The sequence below is a fragment of the Enterococcus sp. AZ020 genome (assembly GCF_050499205.1).
Taxonomy (GTDB): Bacteria; Bacillota; Bacilli; order Lactobacillales; family Enterococcaceae; genus Enterococcus_L; species Enterococcus_L dunnyi.
The window spans coordinates 3,082,456-3,105,136 of sequence record NZ_JBIPAT010000001.1 but is presented as its reverse complement, the minus strand read 5'-3'; the positions used below and the strand labels follow the sequence as shown (position 1 = coordinate 3,105,136).

Below are 22,681 nucleotides of genomic sequence, written 5' to 3'. Positions count from 1 at the left end.
CCCTCATTTAGCTAATTGTCTCAGTGTTCAACCTGAAAAGAGTTTCTACGCTAATTCATTATTAACGATCAACCGTTGATTCTGTTCCAAAGGCTTTGTGCTTGCGCTTGTGCATCATGCCAAATTTTTGCTTCGTCAACCCCTTGAACTTCACGATTTCTCATACGAATCTCGCCATTGATGATCGTATCTGTTACAGCTCCGCCATTCATTCCAAAAAGAATATGAGAATTGTAATTATCTTTTGTCATCGGTGTCGGGCCTTTATAATCTAAAACGATCACGTCTGCTACTGCGCCTGTTTCTAAAACCCCTAGTTTCTTTTCAAAGTAGCGATTCGCCATTTTAGGATTATTATTGAAAAGCATTTCAGGAATTTCTGCCCAGGCAGCATTAGGATCTGCCAAATGATGCTTATGGATGATATTGCCTACTTTATAGGATTCAGTGACATCATTCGTATAGCCATCTGTTCCAAGCCCCATTAAAATACCATAGTCATTAAACATCCGCATTGCTGGCGGACACCCAACTGCATTGCCCATATTTGACTCTGGATTCGTCACGACCATAGTGTTTGTGTCTCGTAAAATCTCCATTTCATGAGGACCGATATGAATACAGTGACCTGCCATCGTTTGTTTGCCTAAAATGCCAAGATCGAAGAGACGATTGATGATTGGTTTCCCATGTTTTTTCAATGAATCATAAACATCTGCAATATCTTCTGCGATATGGATATGATAGCCCACGCCTTCTGGAGTATTGGCAGCACAGTGTTCTAACGATTTATCTGATAAAGTGAACGCTGCATGCATGCCCATCATTGCTTTTTGCATATCATCATTTCTGGCAGCACTCGCTTTGATAAAATCAGCATTCTCTTTTACTGCTGCCTTCATCTTCTCTTCCCCATCTCGATCAGAAACTTCATAGCATAAACAAGTTCGAACACCTAATTCATCTGCTGCGTTTGATAGTTGTGTTAAGCTTCCTTCAATCGCGCCATAGCTTGCATGATGATCGAAAACCGTTGTGACCCCATTTTTGATACTGTCCAGATAGGCAATTTTTGCACTATGATAAGAGTCATCTAAATTCAACGTACGATCGATCCGCCACCATTGTCCTTCTAATATGTCCATAAAATTCTTTGGATGATACCCGTTGATGCTCAAGCCTCTGGCAAATGTGCTGTAGATATGATTATGCATATTGATAAATCCCGGCATGATCACACCGCCTTTGGCATCTATGAATTCAGCCTCTGGAAATTCTTTACGCAGATCAGCTGTTGAGCCTACTTTTTTGATCGTCGTTCCCTCAAGTGCTACACATCCATCGTCATAAAAAGTTCCTTGTGCATCTCTGGCAATCAACCGTCCATTTCCAACTAATAACATCATTGCTCCTCCTATAAGTTCAATTTTTTAATTTTCCACAAATAAGTAATCGCTTACAAAATAACTAGTTCAACTATTCACGAAAGTATAAATAGTTGGCTGTTCGATTTTTTTCTGTTATTCTAAAAACAGATGAAAGCGTTCGCATCATTGCTTTCAGCAAACTATTTCCTCTAACTCGAGTAAATTATACCACTTAACCTAAAAAAAAACAATGCTACCTAAAAAATATTTTTTAGTGCATCGTGACCATTGTCTTGTATTATAAATTGGCGCATGATATTATTACAAACAGAAACTGATAAAAGACTTTCCTTTGTTTATTGGAGTACATATATTCGTTCTTGATTTTCGTATCTAGGGCTTATAAATCAAAGAACTATCTTACTTATCGAGTTTTATTATTTTATACACATTAGAAAGGAGAACCTCATGCTTTCAGATGAAAAGTTAATTTTTCTTACGCAAGTTGCCAAAGCCTTGGCAGGTCAGTTTGGCGAAAACTGTGAAATAGTGATCCACAAAATCAATGAAGACAATGTAAACAATACGATTGTATCCATTGAAAACGGTCATGTTTCTTCCCGTCAGCTTGGAGATGGTCCTTCTCAAGTCGTTCTTGAGGCATTGAAAAAAGATCCAGCTGATTTAGTTGACCACATCAATTACCTAACAAGAACTCACGACGGACGAATCTTAAAATCAAGTACCATTTATTTTAAAGATAAATCCGGAAGCTTAGACGGAATTTTTGCGATCAATTATGATATCACCTCTTTGATCGCGGCTGAATCTACCTTAAAATCTTTGATTTCAATTGATGAACAAGAAGACAGCAACAAAGAGCCAGATTATATTCCTCAAGACATCAACGAACTTTTAGATGACCTGATCGAAGAATCTGTTAAATTAGTGGGCAAACCTGTTCCGCTTATGACCAAAGATGACAAAGTAAAGTGTATTCAATTTTTGAATAATAAGGGCGCATTTTTAGTCACAAAGTCTGGAGATAAAGTCGCTAATTTCTTTAATATTTCCAAATACACGTTATATAGCTATATCGATGCGAAATAATCAAATCTGGTGGCTGGTAGATTCCTTTTTTAAAGGAACGACCAGTCACTTTTTTTATACGTTAGTGTAAATTCTTTATATTATAGTAAGAAAAAGCAAAAGGAATTAATTTTTTTTTTCAGTTGTGTTATTATAGATTGAGTTTATTGTTGTCTTTAGACACGAATAATTGAGACAAATTGGAGGTCACTTTATGGGAATCAGAAGCCATGCAGCGATTTTTGCTGGAAAAACTTCTCAATGGTTATTACAAACATTTTTTAAAGGCGGCAGCAGCTACCCTGGAAAATTAGCATTAAAAATCGATCCTAAAATTTTAGATACATTAGCAAAAGACTATGAAATCATCGTTGTCACAGGAACAAACGGAAAAACATTGACGACAGCTTTGACTGTTAATATTTTAAGACAAGAGTTCGATCATGTTTTGACGAATCCAACTGGGGCAAATATGGAACAAGGCATCGTTTCAACCTTTTTATCTGCCAAAAATAAAGGAGCAAAACAAAAGTTTGCTGTTCTCGAGATCGATGAAGCCAGCTTAAGCCGTGTAACTAAATATATTGAACCAAAACTATTTTTATTTACAAATATCTTTCGTGATCAAATGGATCGCTATGGCGAAATTTATACAACGTACAAATTGATCGTAGATGGTGCTGCGCAAGCACCAAACGCACCGATTTTATGTAATGGTGATTCGCCGATCTTCAATTCTATTGAAACGATCAATCCTAGAAAATATTATGGCTTTAATCACCAGCCAGATGAAGAACAGATGGCGCATTATAATACAGACGGCTTGCTTTGTCCTAAGTGTCATCATATCTTGCACTACAAAATGATCACGTATGCGAATTTAGGAAAATATTATTGTCCAAATTGTGACTTCCATCGTCCAGAATTAGATGTTCAATTAACTGAGATGGTTCGAATGGATAACGTATCTGCCGATTTTGTGATCGATGGCGCAGAATACAACATCGCAGTTGGCGGAATGTATAATGTGTATAATGCTTTAGCAGCCACAGCAGTAGCTGAACACTATGGTGTTGCACCTGAGAAAATCAGAGCAGGCTTAAGCTATGATGAAAAAGTTTTTGGCCGTCAAGAAGTCATCACCATCGAAGGAAAACAATGTACCTTGATTTTGGTGAAGAATCCTGTAGGTATCAATCAAGTTATCGATATGATGGGGCTTGCCCCTTACTCCTTCTCACTGGTCTCATTACTTAATGCGAATTACGCAGACGGAATCGATGTGAGCTGGATCTGGGACGGAGATCATGAAGCATTGGCTACAATGGACATTCCAGAGGTGATTGCAGGTGGCGACCGCCATCAGGATATGGCTCTGCGTTTAAAAGTTGCGGGCATTCCAGAGGATAAATTAAGAGAAATCCCTGCGATAGATGATGTAATTGCTGCGATCAAAGAGCTGCCAACAGAACATGTTTACATTTTAGCAACCTACACAGCAGTTTTACAGTTACGAAAATCATTAGCTGCTCAAGGCTATATTCAAGGAGGAATGAATGGTGCCTAAAGAATTAGTTGTTTGTCATTTATACGGAAATTTACTGAATACCTATGGTGATAATGGAAATTTGTTGATGCTTAAATACCTTTCTGAAAAAATGAATGTAACTTTTCGTTCGGAGATCGTCAGTGTTTATGAAGATTTTGATCCAAAAAAATATGATTTAGTCTTTATTGGCGGAGGTCAAGATTTTGAACAGCTGATCATCTCGGATGATATTCAGACAAAAAAAGAGACATTAACAGAATATATCGAGAATGATGGCGTCATGCTGGCGATCTGCGGCGGCTTCCAATTACTTGGGCATTATTATATGGGTGCTAAAGGGGAAAAAATCCACGGTATTGGTGCCTTGGATCACTATACATTAAGTCAAGACAATAACCGTTACATTGGGGATATCGTTATTCATAACGAAGAATTCAACGAAACATATTATGGTTTTGAGAATCATAATGGCCGAACCTTTTTGGGTAAAGGTGAGCGTCCGCTTGGAAATGTTGTTCAAGGAAAAGGCAATAATAATGAAGACGGTTCTGAGGGTGTCATCTACAAAAATGTCTTTGGCTCTTACTTCCATGGTCCGATCTTGGCTAGAAATGAAAATCTTGGTATCCGATTGATCAAGACAGCTTTGGAAAAAAAGTACGGAGAGCCTTTTGAGATTCCTCATAAAATGATCATCAACTAAATTCAGTTAGATAAATATATTATAATGTTCAAAATCCTCTATGCATATTTTGAAAAATAAAAAAACATACATTTCTTTTAATTAAGAGATTTGTATGTTTTTTTGCTTCAAACTATAATTATATAATTAGATGTACTTAAAAAAAAGAAAACCATTCACGTAACAGAAAAAAAGAATGAGAGAAAGAATAATCAAAAAAATTAACTGAGGTACACGCAATTTCCTAATGATTCCAGTTCTCTTTGTGTTTACTAAATCGTTCCCGCCGTTAATTAGTAACGTTGACCACAAACCAAAGAAAATCACATCCAGCCATTCTTTGTCTACTAAAGAAGTAATCACGACCAAAGCAAAAAGGATTCCCCAAATAATAAGAGCATTGCCCAACAAACGAAATAAAAAAGGCGTTCTATTTGCTAAATCTACTTTCTTTGGTTCATTTTTCGCTAAGACTTCTTTTTGATCTAAAGAAGATTTATCTTCGTTTAACTTAACGCTTTGTTTAGGTGATGAATGAAGGGTATTTCGTTTATCAGTCATTACCTTATTTATTTCGTAAGTACTTCTGCAATACTCACAAATGAAATAATTACCCTTTCTGACTAGTTCATTACTACCACATGCTTCACAAATTATTTTTTTCATTTTTCCTCACTTTATATTATCAATAAAATCACTATCAACTTTTAAATATAAAATTTCCTCAGTCTATTTGTTAATTTCAAAGTGAGAAAATTTAGTCGTAAAAAGGAGTAGGTCATAACTTTAAGAACTACTGCGACTCACTCCTCCTAAAAACATATAGACAGTGAAAGCGAAAGATCCCTCATATTAACTTCTACTAAAAAATCAACTAATTTAATACTCCATTACTTTTAAACATTCTCACCAGGCTCAGACGCAATGATCGTAACATCACCTTCAATACGCCATTTTTTTATATCACTTGGTAGAATAAAACTGCTGCCTTTTTTCAACTCATAGCTTTCAGCTTTCATTCCATCTTCATTTTCGATGACCAAATTTCCAGCACCATCAATGACCGTAGCCAAAGTGTACGGCGCATTTTTCGCTAACTTCAAGATACCTTTCACTTGCCATTCATAGACATTGAAAAATGCTGTCTTTAAATAGGTAACGATGCTTGATTGTCCTTGATTTTGCTGCTGAATAGTTAATTGCGCATCTTTCGCCGGAACTGTGGTCACGTCTACTGATTGCTGAATATGCAATTCACGCGTCTGACCTTGATCGTCTTTTCGATCATAGTCATATACACGATAAGTCGTATCACTACTTTGTTGTGTTTCTAAAATCATGATGCCTTTACCAATCGCATGGATCGTTCCGCTTGGGACATAGAAAAAATCTCCTTTTTTTACAGGAACCTTCCGCAATAAATCATCCCAGCGACCTTCTTTGATCAATGTTTCAAGTTCTTCACGAGTCTTCGCGTTGTGACCATAAATGATCGTTGAACCTGGTTCTGCATCGATAATGTACCAACATTCTGTTTTCCCTAATTCTCCTTCATGAGCCAAACCATAGGCATCATCTGGATGAACTTGTACAGATAAATCATCCTCTGCATCTAAAATCTTCGTCAGTAAAGGAAATACATCTCCTTTAGCATTACCGAATAATTCACGATAGTTGGTCCATAGATCATCAAGTTTCTGTCCTGCAAATTCACCATTTTCCACGACGCTTACGCCATGAGGATGCGCACTGATCGCCCAGTCCTCTCCAATTTTGTTACTAGGCAGATCAAAACCGAATACGGTATGTAAACGATCCCCACCCCAAATTTTTTCTTGAAAAACAGGTGTTAAAAATAAAGGTTGCTGCATTGTTTGAGACTCCTTCCATTTTTGCTCGAATTTATTATACCACTAAAAAGAAAGCGATTCATCTTTGCTTGTTATTTTTCTTTTAAATATATTTGAATCAGTTCATCGCGCTTTTGAATATAGTCTGCTCTTCGATCGATCGGATGAACACGATTTGAAAGAAAAATAAACGCTTCTTGCTTTAGGACATCAATCAATAAAAAGGTCCCAGTATACCCTGTATGGAACAATAACGGTCGCTTCTCCTTGTCATCTTTTAAATCCCAACCTAGTGAACGGTGTCCTTTTTTATCGGGTGTTTGATCCGATAAAAGTGAGACAATCGTTTCTTTTTTCAACAATCTTCTAGAACCAGCCACCCCTTGTCTCAGATACATGCCAACAAATTTTTTTAAGTCAGCTAAATTTGTAAATAATCCAGCATTTCCGGCATGTTCAGCTAAAACCAACGCTTTTGGATCATGAGTTTGCCCACGTATAAGTCCTCTAACTGGATGCTTTTCAGTTGGGACAGTTTTCAAAGCCTCTTTTGGTAAAAAGCAACTGTCATTCATATCCAAAGGCTCTAACACTCGCTCTTTAAAGATAACGATAGCATCCTTACCTAACAAATGTTCCAACATGAAGCCTAGAAGTATCGTTCCAGTATCTGTATAGGCTACTTTTTTTCCAAGCTGATCGCCAGACCGAACATGATAGTATGCTTCCCGCAATTCTTCTTTGGATAATTCGTCACGGTTCTCGATGTAGCTTTGAATATCTGATGTATGAGTCAATAAATGTCTGATCGTTATTTTTTCATCATTGAACACTGGTAAATAGTTGTTAAATGGTTGATCTAGATCGATCAGGCCTTCTTCCAATAATTGAAGAACAACCGTCGTAGTACAAATGACTTTCGTCAAAGAAGCCACATCAAAAAGCAGTGAAGGCGTAAGCGGCTCTATGCTTGGAATGACTTGAGCACTGCCCCACGTATAATCTTCACTGTAGCCGTTTATGATAAATGAAAAGCTCGCACCTGAAAACGTTCCTTGATTCATGAGCTGTGTGATTTTTTCTTTTGTTCTATTGTACATCTTATTTTCCCTCTTAGTTTCTTACAAACCACCATTCAATATTACTTGGATCGTAAATAGTTAATATCGTTCGTTTATTATCGATAAAAAATGCCTGATTTTGTTCTTCCAAGTGCCCTTTCAAGCGGATCATTTCATCTTCCTGATCAACATTCAGCACAAAAAAATCGATCCCTAAAGTATCTTTTGTTGTTGCTTTTTTGTTTGACTGTTTTGAATGCTCCAAATGAATAAAAAAATTATGATCATTGATCGCTAATGTATCTTCACTATCTGATTTAGGAACCATCCCTAATACTTCTTGATAGAAATGATAGTGTTCTGACTTATCATCAACATATAATTTCACTCGATCCAATCTGACTTCTGGAGACAGATTCGTGTATAAAACTTTACTAGATTTGATCAAATGCTGAATATCCAGTTCCTGCAATGACGTTTCCGTCTGCTTCGTTTCATCATTATACGTAATGGCGATATCATTGCCTTCAGGATCACTTAAAAAAACACTTTTTCGACCATTTTGCTGAATGGCGCATGTAATTGGATAATCATGAACCGTAATTCGCCGCAAAAGACTGCTGAACTCTTCCAATGTTGGAATCAACAAAGAAAAACAGACAGACTTCTCAACTACTTCCACCTGTTCAGATTCCGTTTCTTCTAATATAAGTAATCGACTGTCTCTTTTCAGAGAACCAAAAATAGACAAATTATTTTCTTCTAATTTTAACACAAAACCCAACACATTCTTATAAAAGCTGACCATCGTTTCTACATCTTTTATCCGAATTGCAACCGTTTCTACATAGACATCTTTCGATAGTATAAATTTCTCCATTCGACTTCCCCCTCCGAATGTCTCCTAGAGTTTATTTTATACGTGTCTCCTGATTTCAGCAAGCAAATACGCTTATCAATAAAGGTCGTACAAAAAGCATTTTTAGCACTAAACTACTTTCTTTATAAAAAATAAACTTGCCTAGTCATGTTTTTTTATGGACTCTTCGACGATGTGAGCTAAACTCTTCACAACACAATCAAATGGCTGGTTTGCATCTATAATGAAGTGTTGAGGATAGTGGATGATTTTTTCTTTATTTTTGATTTCTTGATCATATAAAGCAGAACGTTCCTTAATGATCTCAGGCAAATCTCCTCTTTCCTGTAATCGTGTCATCACATTCTCTTTAGATACTTCAAAAAAAATCGGAACCACCATCGGTTTAAACAGCTTTTCGATCGCCTCAAATCCCTGAAAGGTTAAAACATCATACGCACAATGTTTCGTTGTTTTACGCAACAGTTCATCAATGCCCACTCCGTATTTTTGTCCATTATAGGTATCATATTCTGCTAAAGCATTTGACTGAATCAAGTTCTGGAATTGTTCTTGTGTTTCAAAATAGTAATCGACTCCCTCTTGTTCTCCCAGCCTCTTTGGTCGGGTCGTGTGAGAAATCACTTTATAATCTTTTGGAAAAACAGCTTCTGCAACCTTTGTTTTTCCAGAGCCGCTTGGACCGATAATAATAAAAAATAGATGTTGTAATGAAGGCTTTGTCATTGTTTTTCCTCCTTTGAAAACTTAGCACAACTATACAATAACTGAACGATTGCTTCAACTAAAAAAAGCAGCCGACCATAACTTGAAAAGTTACAGTTCAGCTGCAAGAGTATTAATTTAGATCCTGACCATTTGTTTCAATGACTTTTTTATACCAGTTAAACGATTTTTTCTCATAGCGATTCAATGTTCCTTCGCCATTATCATCTAAATCTACATAAATAAAGCCATAACGTTTGCTCATTTCACCCGTCGATGCACTAACAAGATCAATACATCCCCAAGGCGTATAGCCCATTAGATCAACACCATCTTTTATTGCATCAGACATCGCTTCAATATGACGACGCAGATAATCGATACGATAATCATCTTCTACATAGAAGTTCTCGTCAACCTTATCGATCGCTCCTAAGCCATTTTCAACGATAAATAGTGGTTTTTGGTAACGGTCATACAATTCATTCAATGCAATTCTCAAGCCTTCTGGATCGATTTGCCAGCCCCATTCACTTGCTTCTAAGAATGGATTACGTACACCACCTAGTAAGTTTCCAATCACTGTGTCTTCTTCTTCAGCTGTCTCATTGACTGCTGATGACATATAGTAACTGAAACCAATATAGTCTACCGTATATTTCTTCATCAATTCCAAGTCATCTGCGCCCATTTCTAATGCAGAAACACCATATTTTTCAAACATACGTTGTTGATAAGCAGGATATTCACCGCGAACTTGTGCATCCGTACAGTAGAAGTTGAATTCCTGATTTTGAGCTAAGGTCGCCATTTGATTGACAGGATTAGCATCGATACTGTAAGTAGTTGCATAAATGATCATACATCCGATTTGCATATCTGGATTGATTTCGTGTCCGATTTTCACTGCTTTAGCACTTGCTACAAACTGATTATGCCATGCTTGGAAAACATTTTGATAATCGCCGGCTCCAGTCGCTTTGACCATTCCCTGGCTAAGTGCTGGAAAATGGAAAGCAGAGTTGATCTCATTGAAGGTCATCCAATATTTTACTTTTTTACCATAACGATTCAATACGACCGTTGCATATGTTTCAAAGAAATCGATCAACTTACGGTTCTTCCAGCCGCCATATTCTTTAGCCAAATGTAATGGCATTTCGTAGTGAGAAATCGTCACAACAGGCTCAATCCCATGCTTCAAACATTCTTCGATCACTTGATCATAAAACTTCAAGCCAGCTTCATTTGGCGTAGACTCGTCTCCTTTAGGAAAAATTCTAGCCCAAGCGATAGAAAAGCGATAACATTTGAACCCCATTTTTGCAAATAGTGCGATATCTTCTTTATAGCGGTGATAATGATCGATGCCACGATGATTTGGGTAAATATATTTATCCTCATCGATCTCCCAATTAAAGGTATCACTGCCTAACACTTGAAAACGCTGCTTGCCACCAGGCATCGCATCTGCAACAGATAATCCTTTACCATCTGAAAGATAGGCTCCTTCTAGCTGATTCGCTGCTGTTGCACCGCCCCATAAAAATCCCTTTGGAAATGCAGTAGTTTTGTTTGACATATAATCGTCCTCCTTAAATTTATAAGCGTGACAAGCCCATTTGATCCTCGTTAGAAAAAATAGAGCCGCTTTCAGCCTGACTCTATTTTTATCCGTTTTTCCTTGATACTACTTCAAATAGCCAAAAATCTTTTTAACGAACCACTGCCAGGAAGTCTTCACCATGAAGCACTTCTGTTTGGTTCATATCTAACACATCAAGAAAATCAGCACTATTTGTTACAACGATCGGCGTAACAACTGGGTGTCCAGCTTCTTTGATTTTATCGATATCAAATTTGATCAATAAATCACCTTGTTTCACTTTATCCCCTTGTTTTGCAAGTATTTCAAAGCCATCACCATCCATTTCAACAGTGTCCATGCCAATATGCATCAGCACTTCCGCTCCATCAGTGGTAGTAATACCAACTGCATGCCCTGTTGGGAACAACGTAGTGATTTCTCCATCTGCCGGAGCATAAAGTTCACCGACTGTTGGTTCAACTGCAATTCCTTTACCTAAAGCGCCAGATGAAAACACTTGATCTTCTACTTTATCTAAAGGAACGATTACACCTGTTAATGGACTGGATAAAACAATTTTATCACCTTTTGCAGCTGTTTGACTTTCTTTTGTTTCTTGTGTTCCAGCTGCTTCTACTTTGTCATCAAATCTCAAGATAAATGTTAGAACAAAGGCAACTACAAAGGCGATGGCCGTTCCGATGATCGCTGCGATCATACCTGATGTATCTTTTGTTTCTTGCGGAATAAATCCTGGTAAGCTCAATAAGCTGATCAACCCAAAGACAAAGTTTTGAACATGACTAAAGCCAATATATGCACCACCGATCGCACCACCGATACAAGCGGCGATAAATGGTCTTTTCAGAGGAAGTGTTACACCATAAACAGTTGGCTCAGTAATTCCAAAGACAGAAGTCATTGCAGATGATAATGCTAAACCTTTCAATTTTACATTCTTTGTCATGAAGAACACAGCTAAAGCTGCGCCACCCTGTGCTAAAACAGCTGGTAATAACATTGGCGCCATTGTATCAACACCACCGCCTGCTTCAGATAAGTTTAGCATCATGATCGGCACAAAGCCCCAGTGCATCCCAAACATTACGAATACTTGCCATAAACCACCCATTACAGCACCTGCGATAATTGGACTAAAACCATAAATACCATTATAGCCTTTACCTAATAGATCACCTAAAATTGTACCGATCGGACCGATCGCAATAAATGTTACTGGCGCCATTACCAAGAAAACTGCTAATGGAACACAGATAATTTGCAAGAATGACGGAATAACTTTTTTGAAAAAGCGTTCAACATAGCTTTGTACGAACACAGCCAAAATAATTGGAATAACTGAAGACGTATACGCACTTGCACCAATAATCACTGGAATTCCAGCAAAGCTCAAAGTATTACCTGCTAGTGCCGAAATACTTGGATGAACTAACGCCATCGCTAAACAGACTGCCAAAAATTCATTTGTCTTAAATTTCTTCGCCGCCGTGAATGCTAGAAGAATCGGTAAGAACGTAAAAATACCATCAGCGATAGAAAAAAGCACTACATAGACACCAGATTCTGCTGTCAACCAATTCAATGTGAGCGCTAAAGTCAAGAATCCTTTTAAGACCCCAGCTCCTGCCATTGCACCTAAAAATGGTGTAAAGATAGAAGAAATAATATCGATCAACTGATTAAAGATATTTCCTTTAGGTCCTTCATCTTTAGAGTCACTATTGTCCCCTAAACCACTGTGAGCCATCAATTCCTTATAAACATCACTAACATGACTTCCGATAACGACTTGATATTGTCCACCGCTTCTAACAACTTGAATGACATCTGGATCTTGATTTAGCTTATCAGTCGCTGCTTTCTCCTCGTCTTTCAATTTGAAACGTAAACGAGTTGCACAGTGTACAACGCTATTTACATTCTCTTCTCCGCCAACCATCGATAACACGCGTTCAGCGATTTCTTGATTTTTACTCATAATCATTTTCTCCCTTGCTTATTTTTATCAGGCTAAGTGCTCTTTCTCATTAAATGAAAAGAGAACCGTCCATATTTTTGATTTTTTTATATAAAAAAACCTAAACTGAAAAAACAATACTCGCCTATACGTAAAGAAAAGATACGTATAGATGAATCGTTTGTTTTTTCAATCTAGGTTTTGCCTGCTAATCAGTAACAATCCGCTATGATTGAAGGTTTTTGATGAAACTACTTTTTATCTCCAACCACTCGTTGGATATGTATGGTTAGATAAATTTGTTCAGCCTTATCGATCGGCTTTTGATATGTCTTAACTAGATAATCATTGATTCTTTGTACCGATTGAAATGCTTTCGGATACTTACTTTGAATCAATTCATAGAGAAAATCATCTTCTTCATCGTGCGCTTCATTTTGCAGATAGCGTTGTGCAAAATACTGCAGATGTGTCACGATTCGTTGATAATTCAAGGAATCTTCGTCAAATGGTTTCCCAAAGTAACGGCTAATGATCGTCAGGATATCCCGTACCATCTCAGTAGCTGACATGGTCACTTCCATATTCCCGTTTGCTTGTTCACTATTGACGATATGAAAAGCAATGAATCCTGCTTCACTCTCAGAAAAATCAACAGCTAATTTCTCTTTGATCAACTCTACACCTTTTTTAGCGATCGCAAACTCTTTAGGATAAAACTTTTTAGTCTCAAACATCAATGGATTGGGCATTTCCAATCCTTCTTTTGCCCGCATGATCGCATAATGGATATGATCCGTCAACGTCAAGTAGATATTTGAAGAGAGCTCGATCCCTAAATCAGCTTCTGCCATATCAACGATCTTTTTAACGACCTCGACTTCCTCCATAGGAATATCTGCAAATAATTGCTGAAATTGTCCTGAGGTAACAGAATCTTTTAGAACAAACTCTTTTTCAATAAAGGTTGGATCGATCAAGTCTCCAACTTTTTTTTGAAATGCTAATCCACGGCCCATACAGACAATTTCTTCACCTGATTCATTTTTTGTCATAACGACATTGTTGTTTAAAATTTTTTCAATATACATGATGAACCTCACTTTTACAAATACAAATGAAAAAAACCTAGAATCCGCCCACTACTACAAACTTATGGAAGATTCTGGTTTTGCCTGCCGAACAGTAACAATCCTTAATGCATGCTTAGCATACCATTATTTTAAAATAGATGCAACCCTTTTCAAAAAAGGAATTGAGAATTTTTTTAGAATCGAATAAAAAATACGCTGTTCCATTTAAGAATATGACTCCAAAAGAGATCATCCACAAAATAAAGATTTATGGCTGCTCAAACACTCGATGTTTTTTACCAAAAAATCATATACAAACAATTTTTATATAATTTTCGCAAAAATATTGATTTTCTTACTTTTTATTAGTAAAATAAGTCTTGTTTACAAATAAAGATACTTAGGTATTTAAAGGAGATTTTATATGTCAAAATTATTAGTTGTCAAAGCACACCCGCTTACAAAAGAAGAATCACGTTCTGTACGTGCATTAGAAACTTTTTTAGAAAGCTATAAATCAGAAAATCCAGCGGATGAAATCGATGTTCTTGATGTTTATGCTGATTATGTTCCTGAAATCGATGAAGAATTATTATCTGGTTGGGGAGCATTACGTACTGGTACAGAATTTACAGCTTTAAACGAAAGCCAACAATCAAAAGTAGCACGCTTCAACGAGTTGACTGATCAATTCTTAGCTGCTGATAAAGTTGTTATTGCAAATGCCTTATGGAACTTAAACGTACCTACTCGTTTGAAAGCATGGGTCGATACGATCAACGTTGCCGGCAAAACGTTCAAATATACAGAAGAAGGACCAAAACCTTTAACTGAAGGTAAAAAAGCTCTACACATCCAATCAAATGGCGGCTTTTATGAAGGACAAGATTTCGCGTCACAATATGTTAAAGGAATCTTAAACTTCATCGGAGTTTCTCAAGTCGATCAATTGTTTATTGAAGGAATCGACCATTTCCCAGATAGAGCAGAAGAATTATTAGAAACAGCAATGAACCAAGCAACGACTTTAGGTAAAACTTTTTAAAATAAAAAGAAGAGCGTGGGACAAAACTAAAAATCAGTTTTGTCCCACGCTCTAAATTCGAATAAACGGCGAGAAAAAAGCAGCCCCTTCTTATTGCTGTAAAACACAATAAAGAATGAGTTGATGCTGCACAGTACCTACTTGGTTCTCGGAGCTAAACACTTTTATCTCAGCCTCTTCTTTTATTCTTCTTGATTTTGTCCCTCTTCTTCATGATACAAACTTGATACATCTTTATACCACTCAAAAATATGCGTAATGATAACTTTAGCCGCAGCATAGACTGGAATACCTAAAATCACTCCTACCACACCAAAAAGCTTCCCTGAGGTCAATAAAACCACTAAAATCGTTACTGGATGAATATCCAGCTGACTACCTAAAACAAGCGGTGAAATCACACGGCCCTCGATCGTTTGTTCAATAACAAAAACGACCAAAACTTTTACTAACAGAACAGGACCGCCTACGATCCCCAAAAATATAGCCGGAATCATTGCTAAAAATGAACCAAGATATGGAATCAAATTTAAAAATCCAGCTGTGATCCCTAACGTGATCGCATAATCAAGCCCGATGACCGAAAACCCTATAATGAACATCACCGCAACTGCGAACGCAACCGTCAACTGCCCGCGAATATAAGATGACACTTGTTCATTCACTTCACTCAAGACCCTCAATGTTGGCTTACGCATTTTATTCGGTAAAAATTTCATAAGATAAGGAGCCAACTGTTTGCCGTCCTTTAGAAGATAGAACAAAATGAATGGCATCGTAACGATTGCCACAAAGACAGTTGCTACAGCGCCCACAAAACTTCCTAATCCTTGAACGGTAAACGTAGAGATATTGCGGATCACATCTCCTAATGAATTAGTCAATTTATCGCCCATATCCTCTAACTGTGTACGGAATTGTGCGAAAAGCGGATCACTTAAAATTTCCTGCATCTTTTTATCGATCGTTTCGATATATTGAGGAAAATGATTCCCAAAGCTAATGGTTTGCTCTTGTATTTTTGGAACAATTACAACTAATCCCCAAATGATCAATGCAACAACGATAATGAACAAGCCAATGATGCTCCAAATCCTTGGAATCTGCTTCTTTTCTAAGAAATCAACTACTGGATTCATTAAATAATACAAGATACCTGCCATGATCAATGGTAGGCCGACGACACCAATAAATTGCCAGACTGGTGTAAATAGGTAGGAAACCTTAGTAAAAACCAAAATGATCAATAAAATCAGCAATACGATCAATAAAGCTGTGACCACCTGATTATTCAAGAACCAACGCCAAAACCACGAAAGGCGTTTTTCTTTGACCTTTTCATTTTTCATTTAATCACACTCCAGAAGACACATAGTCAATTGTTGTTCCGATCTGAATCTTCGGAAGCGTTGTTGGATCAAGATATAAACCATTGACAATAGGATCTTCCTCAGGTATATCAGTAAAAACTAAAGTGACATGGGCAATGCTGTTTAAATTTTCATTCGCATATGACCCCACATAACGAATCGTGTATTCCTGTTCGTCAATTTTTAGTCGGTCTCCTTCTTTCATTTTCAATGATCGTGTTTCTTGAAATTTTTGAATTACGGAATATTCTTTTAGTCCTTCTGTGGCACTTTCACCAAATAGAATGATCATTGGTTCTTTTTCATCCAAGGCTTTTGCACCAATTTCGGTAACTATTGCTTTCATCACATAATCTTCCCTTCATCTAGTATTCACTTTTAATTATAACATAGAACATTTTTTCTAAATCACTATTTTGAACTAAAACACGATTCTTATTTTCTTATCACTTTTATCTAAAACGAAAAAAATCACCACAAACAAAACGTTTGTAGTGATTCATTATCAAGATTTAAAAAAGTCTAGAATATGAGCCCAAATTTCTTCTTTAAATACATCTTTAGGATTTCCTCCACCGATCACACCGTAACCGATCATCGTACCGGCAACAAATAAAATGATCACTAAAGAAATCACAACTAAGACTTTCAACAAAGTCACTATTATATAGCGTGTCGAACTCATATTTTTTTCCCCTTTTAAAGAATTGCAGATAGATTTTTTTCAACAACTTTTTCGTCATTGACACGTTCCACTTTTGCTCCAAGTTTTTGAAGTTTTTCATGGAATTTATAATAACCGCGGTCTAGATACTCTAGATGAGAGACACGAGTGATCCCTTCAGCACGTAAACCAACTAAAATCAATGCTGCAGCTGCACGTAAATCTGTTGCTTCGACAGCAGCTCCTTGTAAACGTTGTGTCCCATTGATGATAGCAACATTTCCATCGATCTTCACGTCTGCATTCATACGTTGCATTTCTTCAAGATGTTGGAAACGATTTTCAAAAACAGTTTCAGTAATAACACTTGAGCCATCCGCTACCATTTGCATCGCTGTCATTTGTGCTTGCATATCTGTTGGGAAACCTGGATGAGGTAAAGTTTTAACATCAGTTGGTTTGATCACTTTAGGACCAACAACACGTAAACCGCCTCTTTCTTCACGAATCACAGCACCCATTTCAGTCAATTTAGAAATCAACGGACGGTTGTGTTCCGGAATAGCTTCTTCGATCAGTACATCCCCTTGTGTCATTGCCGCAGCCACCATGAAAGTACCTGCTTCAATACGGTCTTGGACGATCGAATGTTCAACAGAATGAAGTTTTTCAACGCCTTCGATACGCATCGTTTCAGTCCCAGCACCAATGATTTTCGCACCCATTTTATTAAGGACATTAGCTAAATCAACGATTTCAGGTTCTCTAGCCACGTTTTCGATGATCGTAGTACCTTTTGCTTTAACAGCCGCCATCATGATATTTTGTGTTGCACCAACACTTGGAAAATCTAAATAAATCGTGTTTCCTGTTAATTCTTCAGCAATGGCTTCAATATATCCATTTTTCTGGATGATCGTCGCACCCAATGCTTGAAATCCTTTTAAATGTAAATCAATTGGGCGTTTACCGATGGCACAGCCACCAGGCATTGCTACTTTAGCATGCCCATTACGAGCCAATAATGGCCCCATAACGACGATCGATGCTCTCATTTGGCTAACATATTCATAATTTGCTTCAATGCCTAACGGTTGAGTCGCATCTATTTTAACTTGGTTTAATTCTTCATTGAAATCAATATCTACATTTAAATGTTTAATTACTTGGTTCATTGTAAATACATCAGAAAGAATCGGTACATTATTTAATGTCGTTGTTCCTTCTTCTGCTAATAGGGTCGCTGCTAAAATAGGTAATACTGCATTTTTAGCCCCTTCGATCTTCACAGTTCCTTTTAATTGGTTACCACCATGAACAATAATTTGTTCCATTTTGTTCCCCCCAAAAAAATTAGAATTGGACGTCTCGATCCAAAATCTTTTCTATTATACCACTATTTTATAAAAAATAGTACCTTTTCTTTTTATTCTTCATTCTTATTGGAAAAATACTATGAATAAATTACGGCACAACGCAATAAATTCTAAGAAGAATGAACTGACTGTATAACCGATCACAATTGAAAATAACACAATCAGCAAACGCACCTGATTCGTCAAATGCGCTTTAAAAAACTGCTCGATCCGAATAGACTGCATTGCCCAAAAACTTACATAAATAAACAGCATGTGACAAATGATCCGAATCAACGCATCGATTCCATAAAATTGCATAATACACTCCTTAAATTAAAAGCGGAATGAGCCCGCTTAGTCTCGACTAGAAAATAGGAAAACATGACTGAGGCGCTTTTGGCCTCATTCTGGTTTTATCTTTTTCTCGAGAGACTGGCTCATGCAGCTGGATAACAATAATGATCAACACTTTCTTACGAAAGTCTTGTACTGTTCATCATCAACTTAAATACTTTCGTTGTGATTCTCAGCAAAAGCGGAACAGTCTCATTCAGCTCTGACTGAAAAATAGAAAAACATGCCTGAGGCGCTTTTACCTCATTCAGGTTTTATCTCTTTCTCGAGAGATATAGAGCTTTTTCCCACAAAAATGTTCATCACTAACTTTATTTTTTAATAATATGTATCTCTCTAACTAAGTAACATAAAACCAGTTTATCACAAATCAGCAAAAACAAAAAATAATGTTTCTTATTTTTTAATTAATTACTTTTTATCTCTCAAATATATGTATACTTTTAAAACAAGAAAAAGTCTAAGACAAAACGGCTCTATACTTTCTGATGTTGGTGAGAAATCACTGGCATCTTTTTTAATGCAAAATAATAGAAAAGACACCCTGATATCCTTTAGAATGAAGTCGTCTAAAACCATTCAAAAAGGAGGAAATCAAGATGTCCTATACAAATCTTATCAAAAATACCTTAGATATTCTAGACTTAAATATCACTTTTAACGAAAACTGCTTAAAAAAAGAACGGGTCAAAGGAAGAATCTGTCAGGTCTTTTCTGGTACGCTCGATTATACTGCGCATATTTGTCCTCACTGTGATCAAGAAGAAAAGGAAGCAATTATCCGTTGGGGCTTTACAAGCTGTTTGATTTTACTCAACGATGTTTCGGAGTATCAAACGTATTTACGCTTGAAGAAACGTCGTTTCTTCTGTCATTCTTGTGACAGAACATTTGTTGCAGAAACGAGTCTTGTTGAAAAAGGGTGTTCGATTTCATCGAAGGTGAAGCTGTCCATTGCTGACCGCCTCCGAAACGTCACTTCTATGAGTCAAATTGCACGTCAAAAGAAGGTCTCTGTTTCCTCTGTTTACCGTGTCTTGAAACGATTTTATGAGCCAAAAAAAATCAATCGACTCACCTTACCGGAAGTTCTTTGTTTTGATGAATTCAAATCAGTGAAACAAGTCACGGCTTCGATGAGTTTCATCATGATGGATGGGCAAACCAAGCAGTTAATTGATGTTGTTGAAAATCGTCAGCTCCCTTTTCTAGAGCGTTATTTTTCACGATTTCCTTTGACTGTTCGTAAAACGGTTAAGTATATTGTTTGCGATATGTATGCTCCTTATTTTTCTCTCGTCAAAAAGTTATTCCCGATGGCTCAGATTATTCTTGATCGCTTTCATATTGTCCAACTCATCGGTCGAACCTTTTTAAAGCACCGCATTCAGAGAATGAACACCTTTCTTCATCAGGGAAATACAGAAGCGAAAAAATATCGACACTTGAAGAACTACTGGAAGCTTCTTCAAAAAAATCAATCGAAGCTTGATTTTGAAAAACGCCTTTGGCGTCCTTCTTTCCGCACCTATTTAACTGAAACAGAGATCGTTGATCGATTACTTGCGTATGATGACGAGTTGAAAAGTGGCCACACCTGTTATCAGGACTTTCTTTATGCTATACAGACAAGAGACTTTGATCGGTTTCATGCACTATTAGACGAAGATTTCCGCCGTCTTCCTCCCTACTATCAAAAGACTATTGGTACGTTTAAGAAGTACCAAAATGAAATTAAACATGCGCTAGAATTGTCTTATTCTAATGGACCATTAGAAGGTTTAAATAACCATATTAAAGTGTTGAAGAGAAATGCTTACGGGTTCCGTAACTTTTACAATTTCAAATTGAGAATTTCTTTGTGTTTTGGCACCATTCTTTTTCAAGAAAACAAAAAGACCTAGAGGAAATTTCCTCTAGGATTCATATTCATCGATTTCATTCTTTGGATTTTCTTTACCAACATTAGTTGACAAAGAGCCGACAAAACTAGAAAACAGTTTTATCCCAGACTTTTATTCTTAATGAAGAATATGCTATTACGTATGTTTAGATACATTGATCCGATTGATCGCTCGATGTAAAGCAACTGTTGCTCGGCGCAATTCATCTGTATTAGCATTTTCTTTCGCTTCTTGAATCATTCGTTCAGCACGCTGTTTTGCTCTCTCAGCACGGCTAACGTCAATGTCTCGTTCACGTTCCGCACTATCTGCGATGATCGAGATAACGTCATCACGAACTTCCATGATACCGCCATTTACTGCGATCCAATCGACGTGAGTGTCGGAATCTGTTCTTTTCACACGAACCTCGTCTATCGCTAAAGGAACAATGATCGGCGCATGTTTTGGCAAAATACCGATCTCACCATCCGTCGTTTTAGCCACAACGATCGTTGCTCGGTGATCATAAACTAAACCATTAGGAGTAACCACATTTACAGTTAAACAGTCCATCTGTGTTCCCTCCTTCTAGTAATTCAACGTTTTCGCTTTTTCAATGACGTCTTCGATCTTGCCGACGCTACGGAATGCTTCTTCTGGTAGATCATCATATTTTCCATCAAGAATTTCTCTAAATCCTCTAACAGTTTCAGCAACTGGCACATAAGAACCTGGCTGACCAGTGAACTGTTCTGCCACATTGAAGTTTTGTGATAAGAAGAATTGAATTCGACGTGCGCGTCCTACCAAGATTTTTTCTTGATCTGACAATTCATCCATCCCTAAAATAGCGATGATATCTTGCAATTCACGATAACGTTGAAGCACATGCTGCACTTCTGTTGCAACTGCATAATGCTCTTCACCAACAACTTCCGGCGCTAAGGCACTCGATGAAGAAGCCAACGGATCAACCGCAGGGTAGATTCCTTGCTCCGTCAAACGACGTTCTAAGTTGGTTGTTGCATCCAAATGGGCGAAAGCAGTTGCTGGAGCTGGGTCAGTATAGTCATCGGCTGGCACATAAATCGCTTGGATAGATGTAATAGAACCCTTTTTAGTTGAGGTAATACGTTCTTGCAATTGACCCATTTCAGTAGCTAACGTTGGTTGATAACCAACGGCAGAAGGCATCCGGCCTAACAAGGCAGACACTTCTGAACCCGCTTGTGTGAAACGGAAAATATTGTCGATAAACAACAATACGTCTTGTCCTTCCACGTCACGGAAATACTCAGCGATCGTCAAACCGGTCAGTGCTACACGCATCCGTGCACCTGGCGGCTCGTTCATTTGTCCAAACACCATCGCTGTTTTTTCAATAACACCGGAATCTTTCATCTCAAAATAAAGGTCGTTCCCTTCACGAGTTCGTTCACCTACACCCGTAAATACTGAAATACCGCCGTGTTCTTGGGCAATATTGTGGATCAATTCTTGGATCAAGACGGTTTTACCTACTCCGGCACCCCCGAAAAGTCCAACTTTCCCCCCTTTTAAATAAGGAGCCAACAAATCGATTACTTTGATCCCAGTTTCCAAAATTTCATTACTTGTGCTAAGTTCATCAAAAGCAGGCGCTTTTTTATGAATACCGCTACGTTCTGCTTCTTCAGGGAATGGTGCTTCTAAATCGATAGTGTCACCTAACACATTAAACACACGTCCTAATGTTTCTTTTCCTACAGGAACTGAAATTGGTTTACCTGTGTCGATAACTTCCATTCCACGTTGCAGACCATCTGTTGATTCCATAGCGATCGAGCGGATAACACCATCGCCCAATTCCAAAGCAACTTCTAATACAACTTTTTGTTTTTGTTCGCCGTTTTTATAAACGACTAATGCATTATTGATATCTGGTAAGGATTGATCTAGTGAAAATTCCACGTCGACAACGGGACCAATAACTTCAACAATCTTTCCTGAACTCATGTCTTTTCCTCCGTTTCGTTTATAGAGGTCATGAAACTATCACTTTGGCAAGAGCAGTTGGAGCACAAGATAACTAGCCGCTTTTTGGCTATTTAGCTTGTGTGAAACTGTCGAAGCGCCTGATAGTTTTATACCGTTTATAGAGGTCACAAAACTATCGCTTTGGCGAAAGCAGTTGGAACACACG

Annotated in this window: 21 protein-coding genes; 5 read left to right on the top strand and 16 right to left on the bottom strand. The window is 37.5% G+C overall.

The window, feature by feature from the left end:
- Window positions 1-68: 68 nt before the first annotated feature.
- Window positions 69-1,403, bottom strand: coding sequence for a putative aminohydrolase SsnA (gene ssnA, locus IGI58_RS14955; protein WP_429955278.1), 1,335 nt, complete (start codon window positions 1,401-1,403; stop codon window positions 69-71).
- A gap of 432 nt (window positions 1,404-1,835) precedes the next feature.
- Between ssnA and IGI58_RS14950 the strand changes: the two genes are divergently transcribed.
- The 3 genes from IGI58_RS14950 to IGI58_RS14940 all read left to right on the top strand — a co-directional run bounded on the left by IGI58_RS14950 (window position 1,836) and on the right by IGI58_RS14940 (window position 4,708).
- Window positions 1,836-2,477: a helix-turn-helix transcriptional regulator gene (locus IGI58_RS14950; RefSeq protein ID WP_087639764.1), complete on the top strand. Its 642-nt coding sequence runs from the start codon at window positions 1,836-1,838 to the stop codon at window positions 2,475-2,477.
- Window positions 2,478-2,670: 193 nt separating this feature from the next.
- Window positions 2,671-4,023 carry a Mur ligase family protein gene (locus IGI58_RS14945; protein WP_225533168.1) on the top strand — a complete coding sequence of 451 codons (1,353 nt, stop codon included), beginning with the start codon at window positions 2,671-2,673 and terminating at the stop codon, window positions 4,021-4,023.
- On the top strand, window positions 4,013-4,708 hold the full coding sequence (locus IGI58_RS14940) for a type 1 glutamine amidotransferase (RefSeq protein WP_429952775.1): 696 nt from the start codon (window positions 4,013-4,015) through the stop codon (window positions 4,706-4,708). The genes IGI58_RS14945 and IGI58_RS14940 overlap by 11 nt, the downstream gene beginning before the upstream one ends.
- Before the next feature lie 126 nt (window positions 4,709-4,834).
- Here the strand turns inward: IGI58_RS14940 and IGI58_RS14935 are convergent, their stop codons facing one another.
- The 8 genes from IGI58_RS14935 to licT form a co-directional block, all read right to left on the bottom strand.
- Window positions 4,835-5,353, bottom strand: a complete 519-nt coding sequence (locus IGI58_RS14935) for a hypothetical protein (RefSeq protein WP_429952776.1) — start codon at window positions 5,351-5,353, stop codon at window positions 4,835-4,837.
- Window positions 5,354-5,583: 230 nt separating this feature from the next.
- Window positions 5,584-6,558 carry a mannose-6-phosphate isomerase, class I gene (manA, locus tag IGI58_RS14930; RefSeq protein ID WP_429952777.1) on the bottom strand — a complete coding sequence of 325 codons (975 nt, stop codon included), beginning with the start codon at window positions 6,556-6,558 and terminating at the stop codon, window positions 5,584-5,586.
- A 71-nt stretch (window positions 6,559-6,629) separates the two neighbouring features.
- Complete coding sequence (locus IGI58_RS14925; protein ID WP_429952778.1) at window positions 6,630-7,637, bottom strand: serine hydrolase domain-containing protein; 1,008 nt, start codon at window positions 7,635-7,637, stop codon at window positions 6,630-6,632.
- Between the two features lie 13 nt (window positions 7,638-7,650).
- Window positions 7,651-8,478 (bottom strand): VOC family protein, encoded by an 828-nt coding sequence (locus IGI58_RS14920; RefSeq protein WP_225533162.1) that lies wholly within the window; start codon window positions 8,476-8,478, stop codon window positions 7,651-7,653.
- A 141-nt stretch (window positions 8,479-8,619) separates the two neighbouring features.
- Window positions 8,620-9,204 (bottom strand): guanylate kinase, encoded by a 585-nt coding sequence (locus IGI58_RS14915; protein ID WP_429952779.1) that lies wholly within the window; start codon window positions 9,202-9,204, stop codon window positions 8,620-8,622.
- Between the two features lie 112 nt (window positions 9,205-9,316).
- Window positions 9,317-10,765: a glycoside hydrolase family 1 protein gene (locus tag IGI58_RS14910; protein WP_225533160.1), complete on the bottom strand. Its 1,449-nt coding sequence runs from the start codon at window positions 10,763-10,765 to the stop codon at window positions 9,317-9,319.
- A 133-nt stretch (window positions 10,766-10,898) separates the two neighbouring features.
- Window positions 10,899-12,770: a beta-glucoside-specific PTS transporter subunit IIABC gene (locus IGI58_RS14905; RefSeq protein ID WP_429952780.1), complete on the bottom strand. Its 1,872-nt coding sequence runs from the start codon at window positions 12,768-12,770 to the stop codon at window positions 10,899-10,901.
- A 230-nt stretch (window positions 12,771-13,000) separates the two neighbouring features.
- The gene (gene licT / locus IGI58_RS14900; protein WP_087639755.1) at window positions 13,001-13,840 is read right to left on the bottom strand and encodes a BglG family transcription antiterminator LicT; all 840 of its coding nucleotides are present in this window, start codon (window positions 13,838-13,840) and stop codon (window positions 13,001-13,003) included.
- Between the two features lie 406 nt (window positions 13,841-14,246).
- On the opposite strand from licT, the gene IGI58_RS14895 reads away from it, so the two are divergent.
- Window positions 14,247-14,867, top strand: a complete 621-nt coding sequence (locus IGI58_RS14895; RefSeq protein ID WP_087639754.1) for an FMN-dependent NADH-azoreductase — start codon at window positions 14,247-14,249, stop codon at window positions 14,865-14,867.
- Between the two features lie 182 nt (window positions 14,868-15,049).
- On the opposite strand, the gene IGI58_RS14890 is transcribed toward IGI58_RS14895, so the two are convergent.
- The 5 genes from IGI58_RS14890 to IGI58_RS14870 all read right to left on the bottom strand — a co-directional run bounded on the left by IGI58_RS14890 (window position 15,050) and on the right by IGI58_RS14870 (window position 18,577).
- Window positions 15,050-16,216, bottom strand: a complete 1,167-nt coding sequence (locus IGI58_RS14890) for an AI-2E family transporter (RefSeq protein WP_429952781.1) — start codon at window positions 16,214-16,216, stop codon at window positions 15,050-15,052.
- A 4-nt stretch (window positions 16,217-16,220) separates the two neighbouring features.
- Complete coding sequence (locus IGI58_RS14885) at window positions 16,221-16,583, bottom strand: PTS glucitol/sorbitol transporter subunit IIA (protein WP_087639752.1); 363 nt, start codon at window positions 16,581-16,583, stop codon at window positions 16,221-16,223.
- 159 nt (window positions 16,584-16,742) lie between these two features.
- A complete protein-coding gene (locus IGI58_RS14880) occupies window positions 16,743-16,922 on the bottom strand; it encodes a DNA-directed RNA polymerase subunit beta (RefSeq protein ID WP_087639751.1) in 180 nt (59 codons plus the stop codon).
- 14 nt (window positions 16,923-16,936) lie between these two features.
- Window positions 16,937-18,235: a UDP-N-acetylglucosamine 1-carboxyvinyltransferase gene (gene murA / locus IGI58_RS14875; protein WP_429952782.1), complete on the bottom strand. Its 1,299-nt coding sequence runs from the start codon at window positions 18,233-18,235 to the stop codon at window positions 16,937-16,939.
- Between the two features lie 105 nt (window positions 18,236-18,340).
- Window positions 18,341-18,577 carry a DUF1146 family protein gene (locus IGI58_RS14870; protein WP_087639749.1) on the bottom strand — a complete coding sequence of 79 codons (237 nt, stop codon included), beginning with the start codon at window positions 18,575-18,577 and terminating at the stop codon, window positions 18,341-18,343.
- Window positions 18,578-19,212: 635 nt separating this feature from the next.
- Between IGI58_RS14870 and IGI58_RS14865 the strand changes: the two genes are divergently transcribed.
- Window positions 19,213-20,517 carry an ISL3 family transposase gene (locus IGI58_RS14865; protein WP_429952441.1) on the top strand — a complete coding sequence of 435 codons (1,305 nt, stop codon included), beginning with the start codon at window positions 19,213-19,215 and terminating at the stop codon, window positions 20,515-20,517.
- A gap of 135 nt (window positions 20,518-20,652) precedes the next feature.
- On the opposite strand, the gene IGI58_RS14860 is transcribed toward IGI58_RS14865, so the two are convergent.
- Both IGI58_RS14860 and atpD read right to left on the bottom strand, forming a co-directional pair.
- Window positions 20,653-21,072 carry a F0F1 ATP synthase subunit epsilon gene (locus IGI58_RS14860; protein ID WP_087639748.1) on the bottom strand — a complete coding sequence of 140 codons (420 nt, stop codon included), beginning with the start codon at window positions 21,070-21,072 and terminating at the stop codon, window positions 20,653-20,655.
- A gap of 15 nt (window positions 21,073-21,087) precedes the next feature.
- Window positions 21,088-22,494: a F0F1 ATP synthase subunit beta gene (gene atpD, locus IGI58_RS14855; protein WP_087639747.1), complete on the bottom strand. Its 1,407-nt coding sequence runs from the start codon at window positions 22,492-22,494 to the stop codon at window positions 21,088-21,090.
- Between the last annotated feature and the right edge of the window lie 187 nt (window positions 22,495-22,681).

Excerpts from the sequence above, each read along its gene's own strand:
- IGI58_RS14940 (WP_429952775.1), top strand. The coding sequence starts at position 4,013 with ATGGTGCCTAAAGAATTAGTTGTTTGTCATTTATACGGAAATTTACTG.
- IGI58_RS14880 (WP_087639751.1), bottom strand. The coding sequence starts at position 16,922 with ATGAGTTCGACACGCTATATAATAGTGACTTTGTTGAAAGTCTTAGTT.
- IGI58_RS14870 (WP_087639749.1), bottom strand. The coding sequence starts at position 18,577 with ATGCAATTTTATGGAATCGATGCGTTGATTCGGATCATTTGTCACATG.
- IGI58_RS14910 (WP_225533160.1), bottom strand. The coding sequence starts at position 10,765 with ATGTCAAACAAAACTACTGCATTTCCAAAGGGATTTTTATGGGGCGGT.
- ssnA (WP_429955278.1), bottom strand. The coding sequence starts at position 1,403 with ATGTTATTAGTTGGAAATGGACGGTTGATTGCCAGAGATGCACAAGGA.
- IGI58_RS14865 (WP_429952441.1), top strand. The coding sequence starts at position 19,213 with ATGTCCTATACAAATCTTATCAAAAATACCTTAGATATTCTAGACTTA.
- atpD (WP_087639747.1), bottom strand. The coding sequence starts at position 22,494 with ATGAGTTCAGGAAAGATTGTTGAAGTTATTGGTCCCGTTGTCGACGTG.
- IGI58_RS14905 (WP_429952780.1), bottom strand. The coding sequence starts at position 12,770 with ATGAGTAAAAATCAAGAAATCGCTGAACGCGTGTTATCGATGGTTGGC.
- manA (WP_429952777.1), bottom strand. The coding sequence starts at position 6,558 with ATGCAGCAACCTTTATTTTTAACACCTGTTTTTCAAGAAAAAATTTGG.
- IGI58_RS14915 (WP_429952779.1), bottom strand. The coding sequence starts at position 9,204 with ATGACAAAGCCTTCATTACAACATCTATTTTTTATTATTATCGGTCCA.
- IGI58_RS14945 (WP_225533168.1), top strand. The coding sequence starts at position 2,671 with ATGGGAATCAGAAGCCATGCAGCGATTTTTGCTGGAAAAACTTCTCAA.
- IGI58_RS14860 (WP_087639748.1), bottom strand. The coding sequence starts at position 21,072 with ATGGACTGTTTAACTGTAAATGTGGTTACTCCTAATGGTTTAGTTTAT.
- IGI58_RS14890 (WP_429952781.1), bottom strand. The coding sequence starts at position 16,216 with ATGAAAAATGAAAAGGTCAAAGAAAAACGCCTTTCGTGGTTTTGGCGT.
- murA (WP_429952782.1), bottom strand. The coding sequence starts at position 18,235 with ATGGAACAAATTATTGTTCATGGTGGTAACCAATTAAAAGGAACTGTG.
- IGI58_RS14895 (WP_087639754.1), top strand. The coding sequence starts at position 14,247 with ATGTCAAAATTATTAGTTGTCAAAGCACACCCGCTTACAAAAGAAGAA.
- IGI58_RS14950 (WP_087639764.1), top strand. The coding sequence starts at position 1,836 with ATGCTTTCAGATGAAAAGTTAATTTTTCTTACGCAAGTTGCCAAAGCC.
- IGI58_RS14935 (WP_429952776.1), bottom strand. The coding sequence starts at position 5,353 with ATGAAAAAAATAATTTGTGAAGCATGTGGTAGTAATGAACTAGTCAGA.
- IGI58_RS14925 (WP_429952778.1), bottom strand. The coding sequence starts at position 7,637 with ATGTACAATAGAACAAAAGAAAAAATCACACAGCTCATGAATCAAGGA.
- licT (WP_087639755.1), bottom strand. The coding sequence starts at position 13,840 with ATGTATATTGAAAAAATTTTAAACAACAATGTCGTTATGACAAAAAAT.
- IGI58_RS14885 (WP_087639752.1), bottom strand. The coding sequence starts at position 16,583 with ATGAAAGCAATAGTTACCGAAATTGGTGCAAAAGCCTTGGATGAAAAA.
- IGI58_RS14920 (WP_225533162.1), bottom strand. The coding sequence starts at position 8,478 with ATGGAGAAATTTATACTATCGAAAGATGTCTATGTAGAAACGGTTGCA.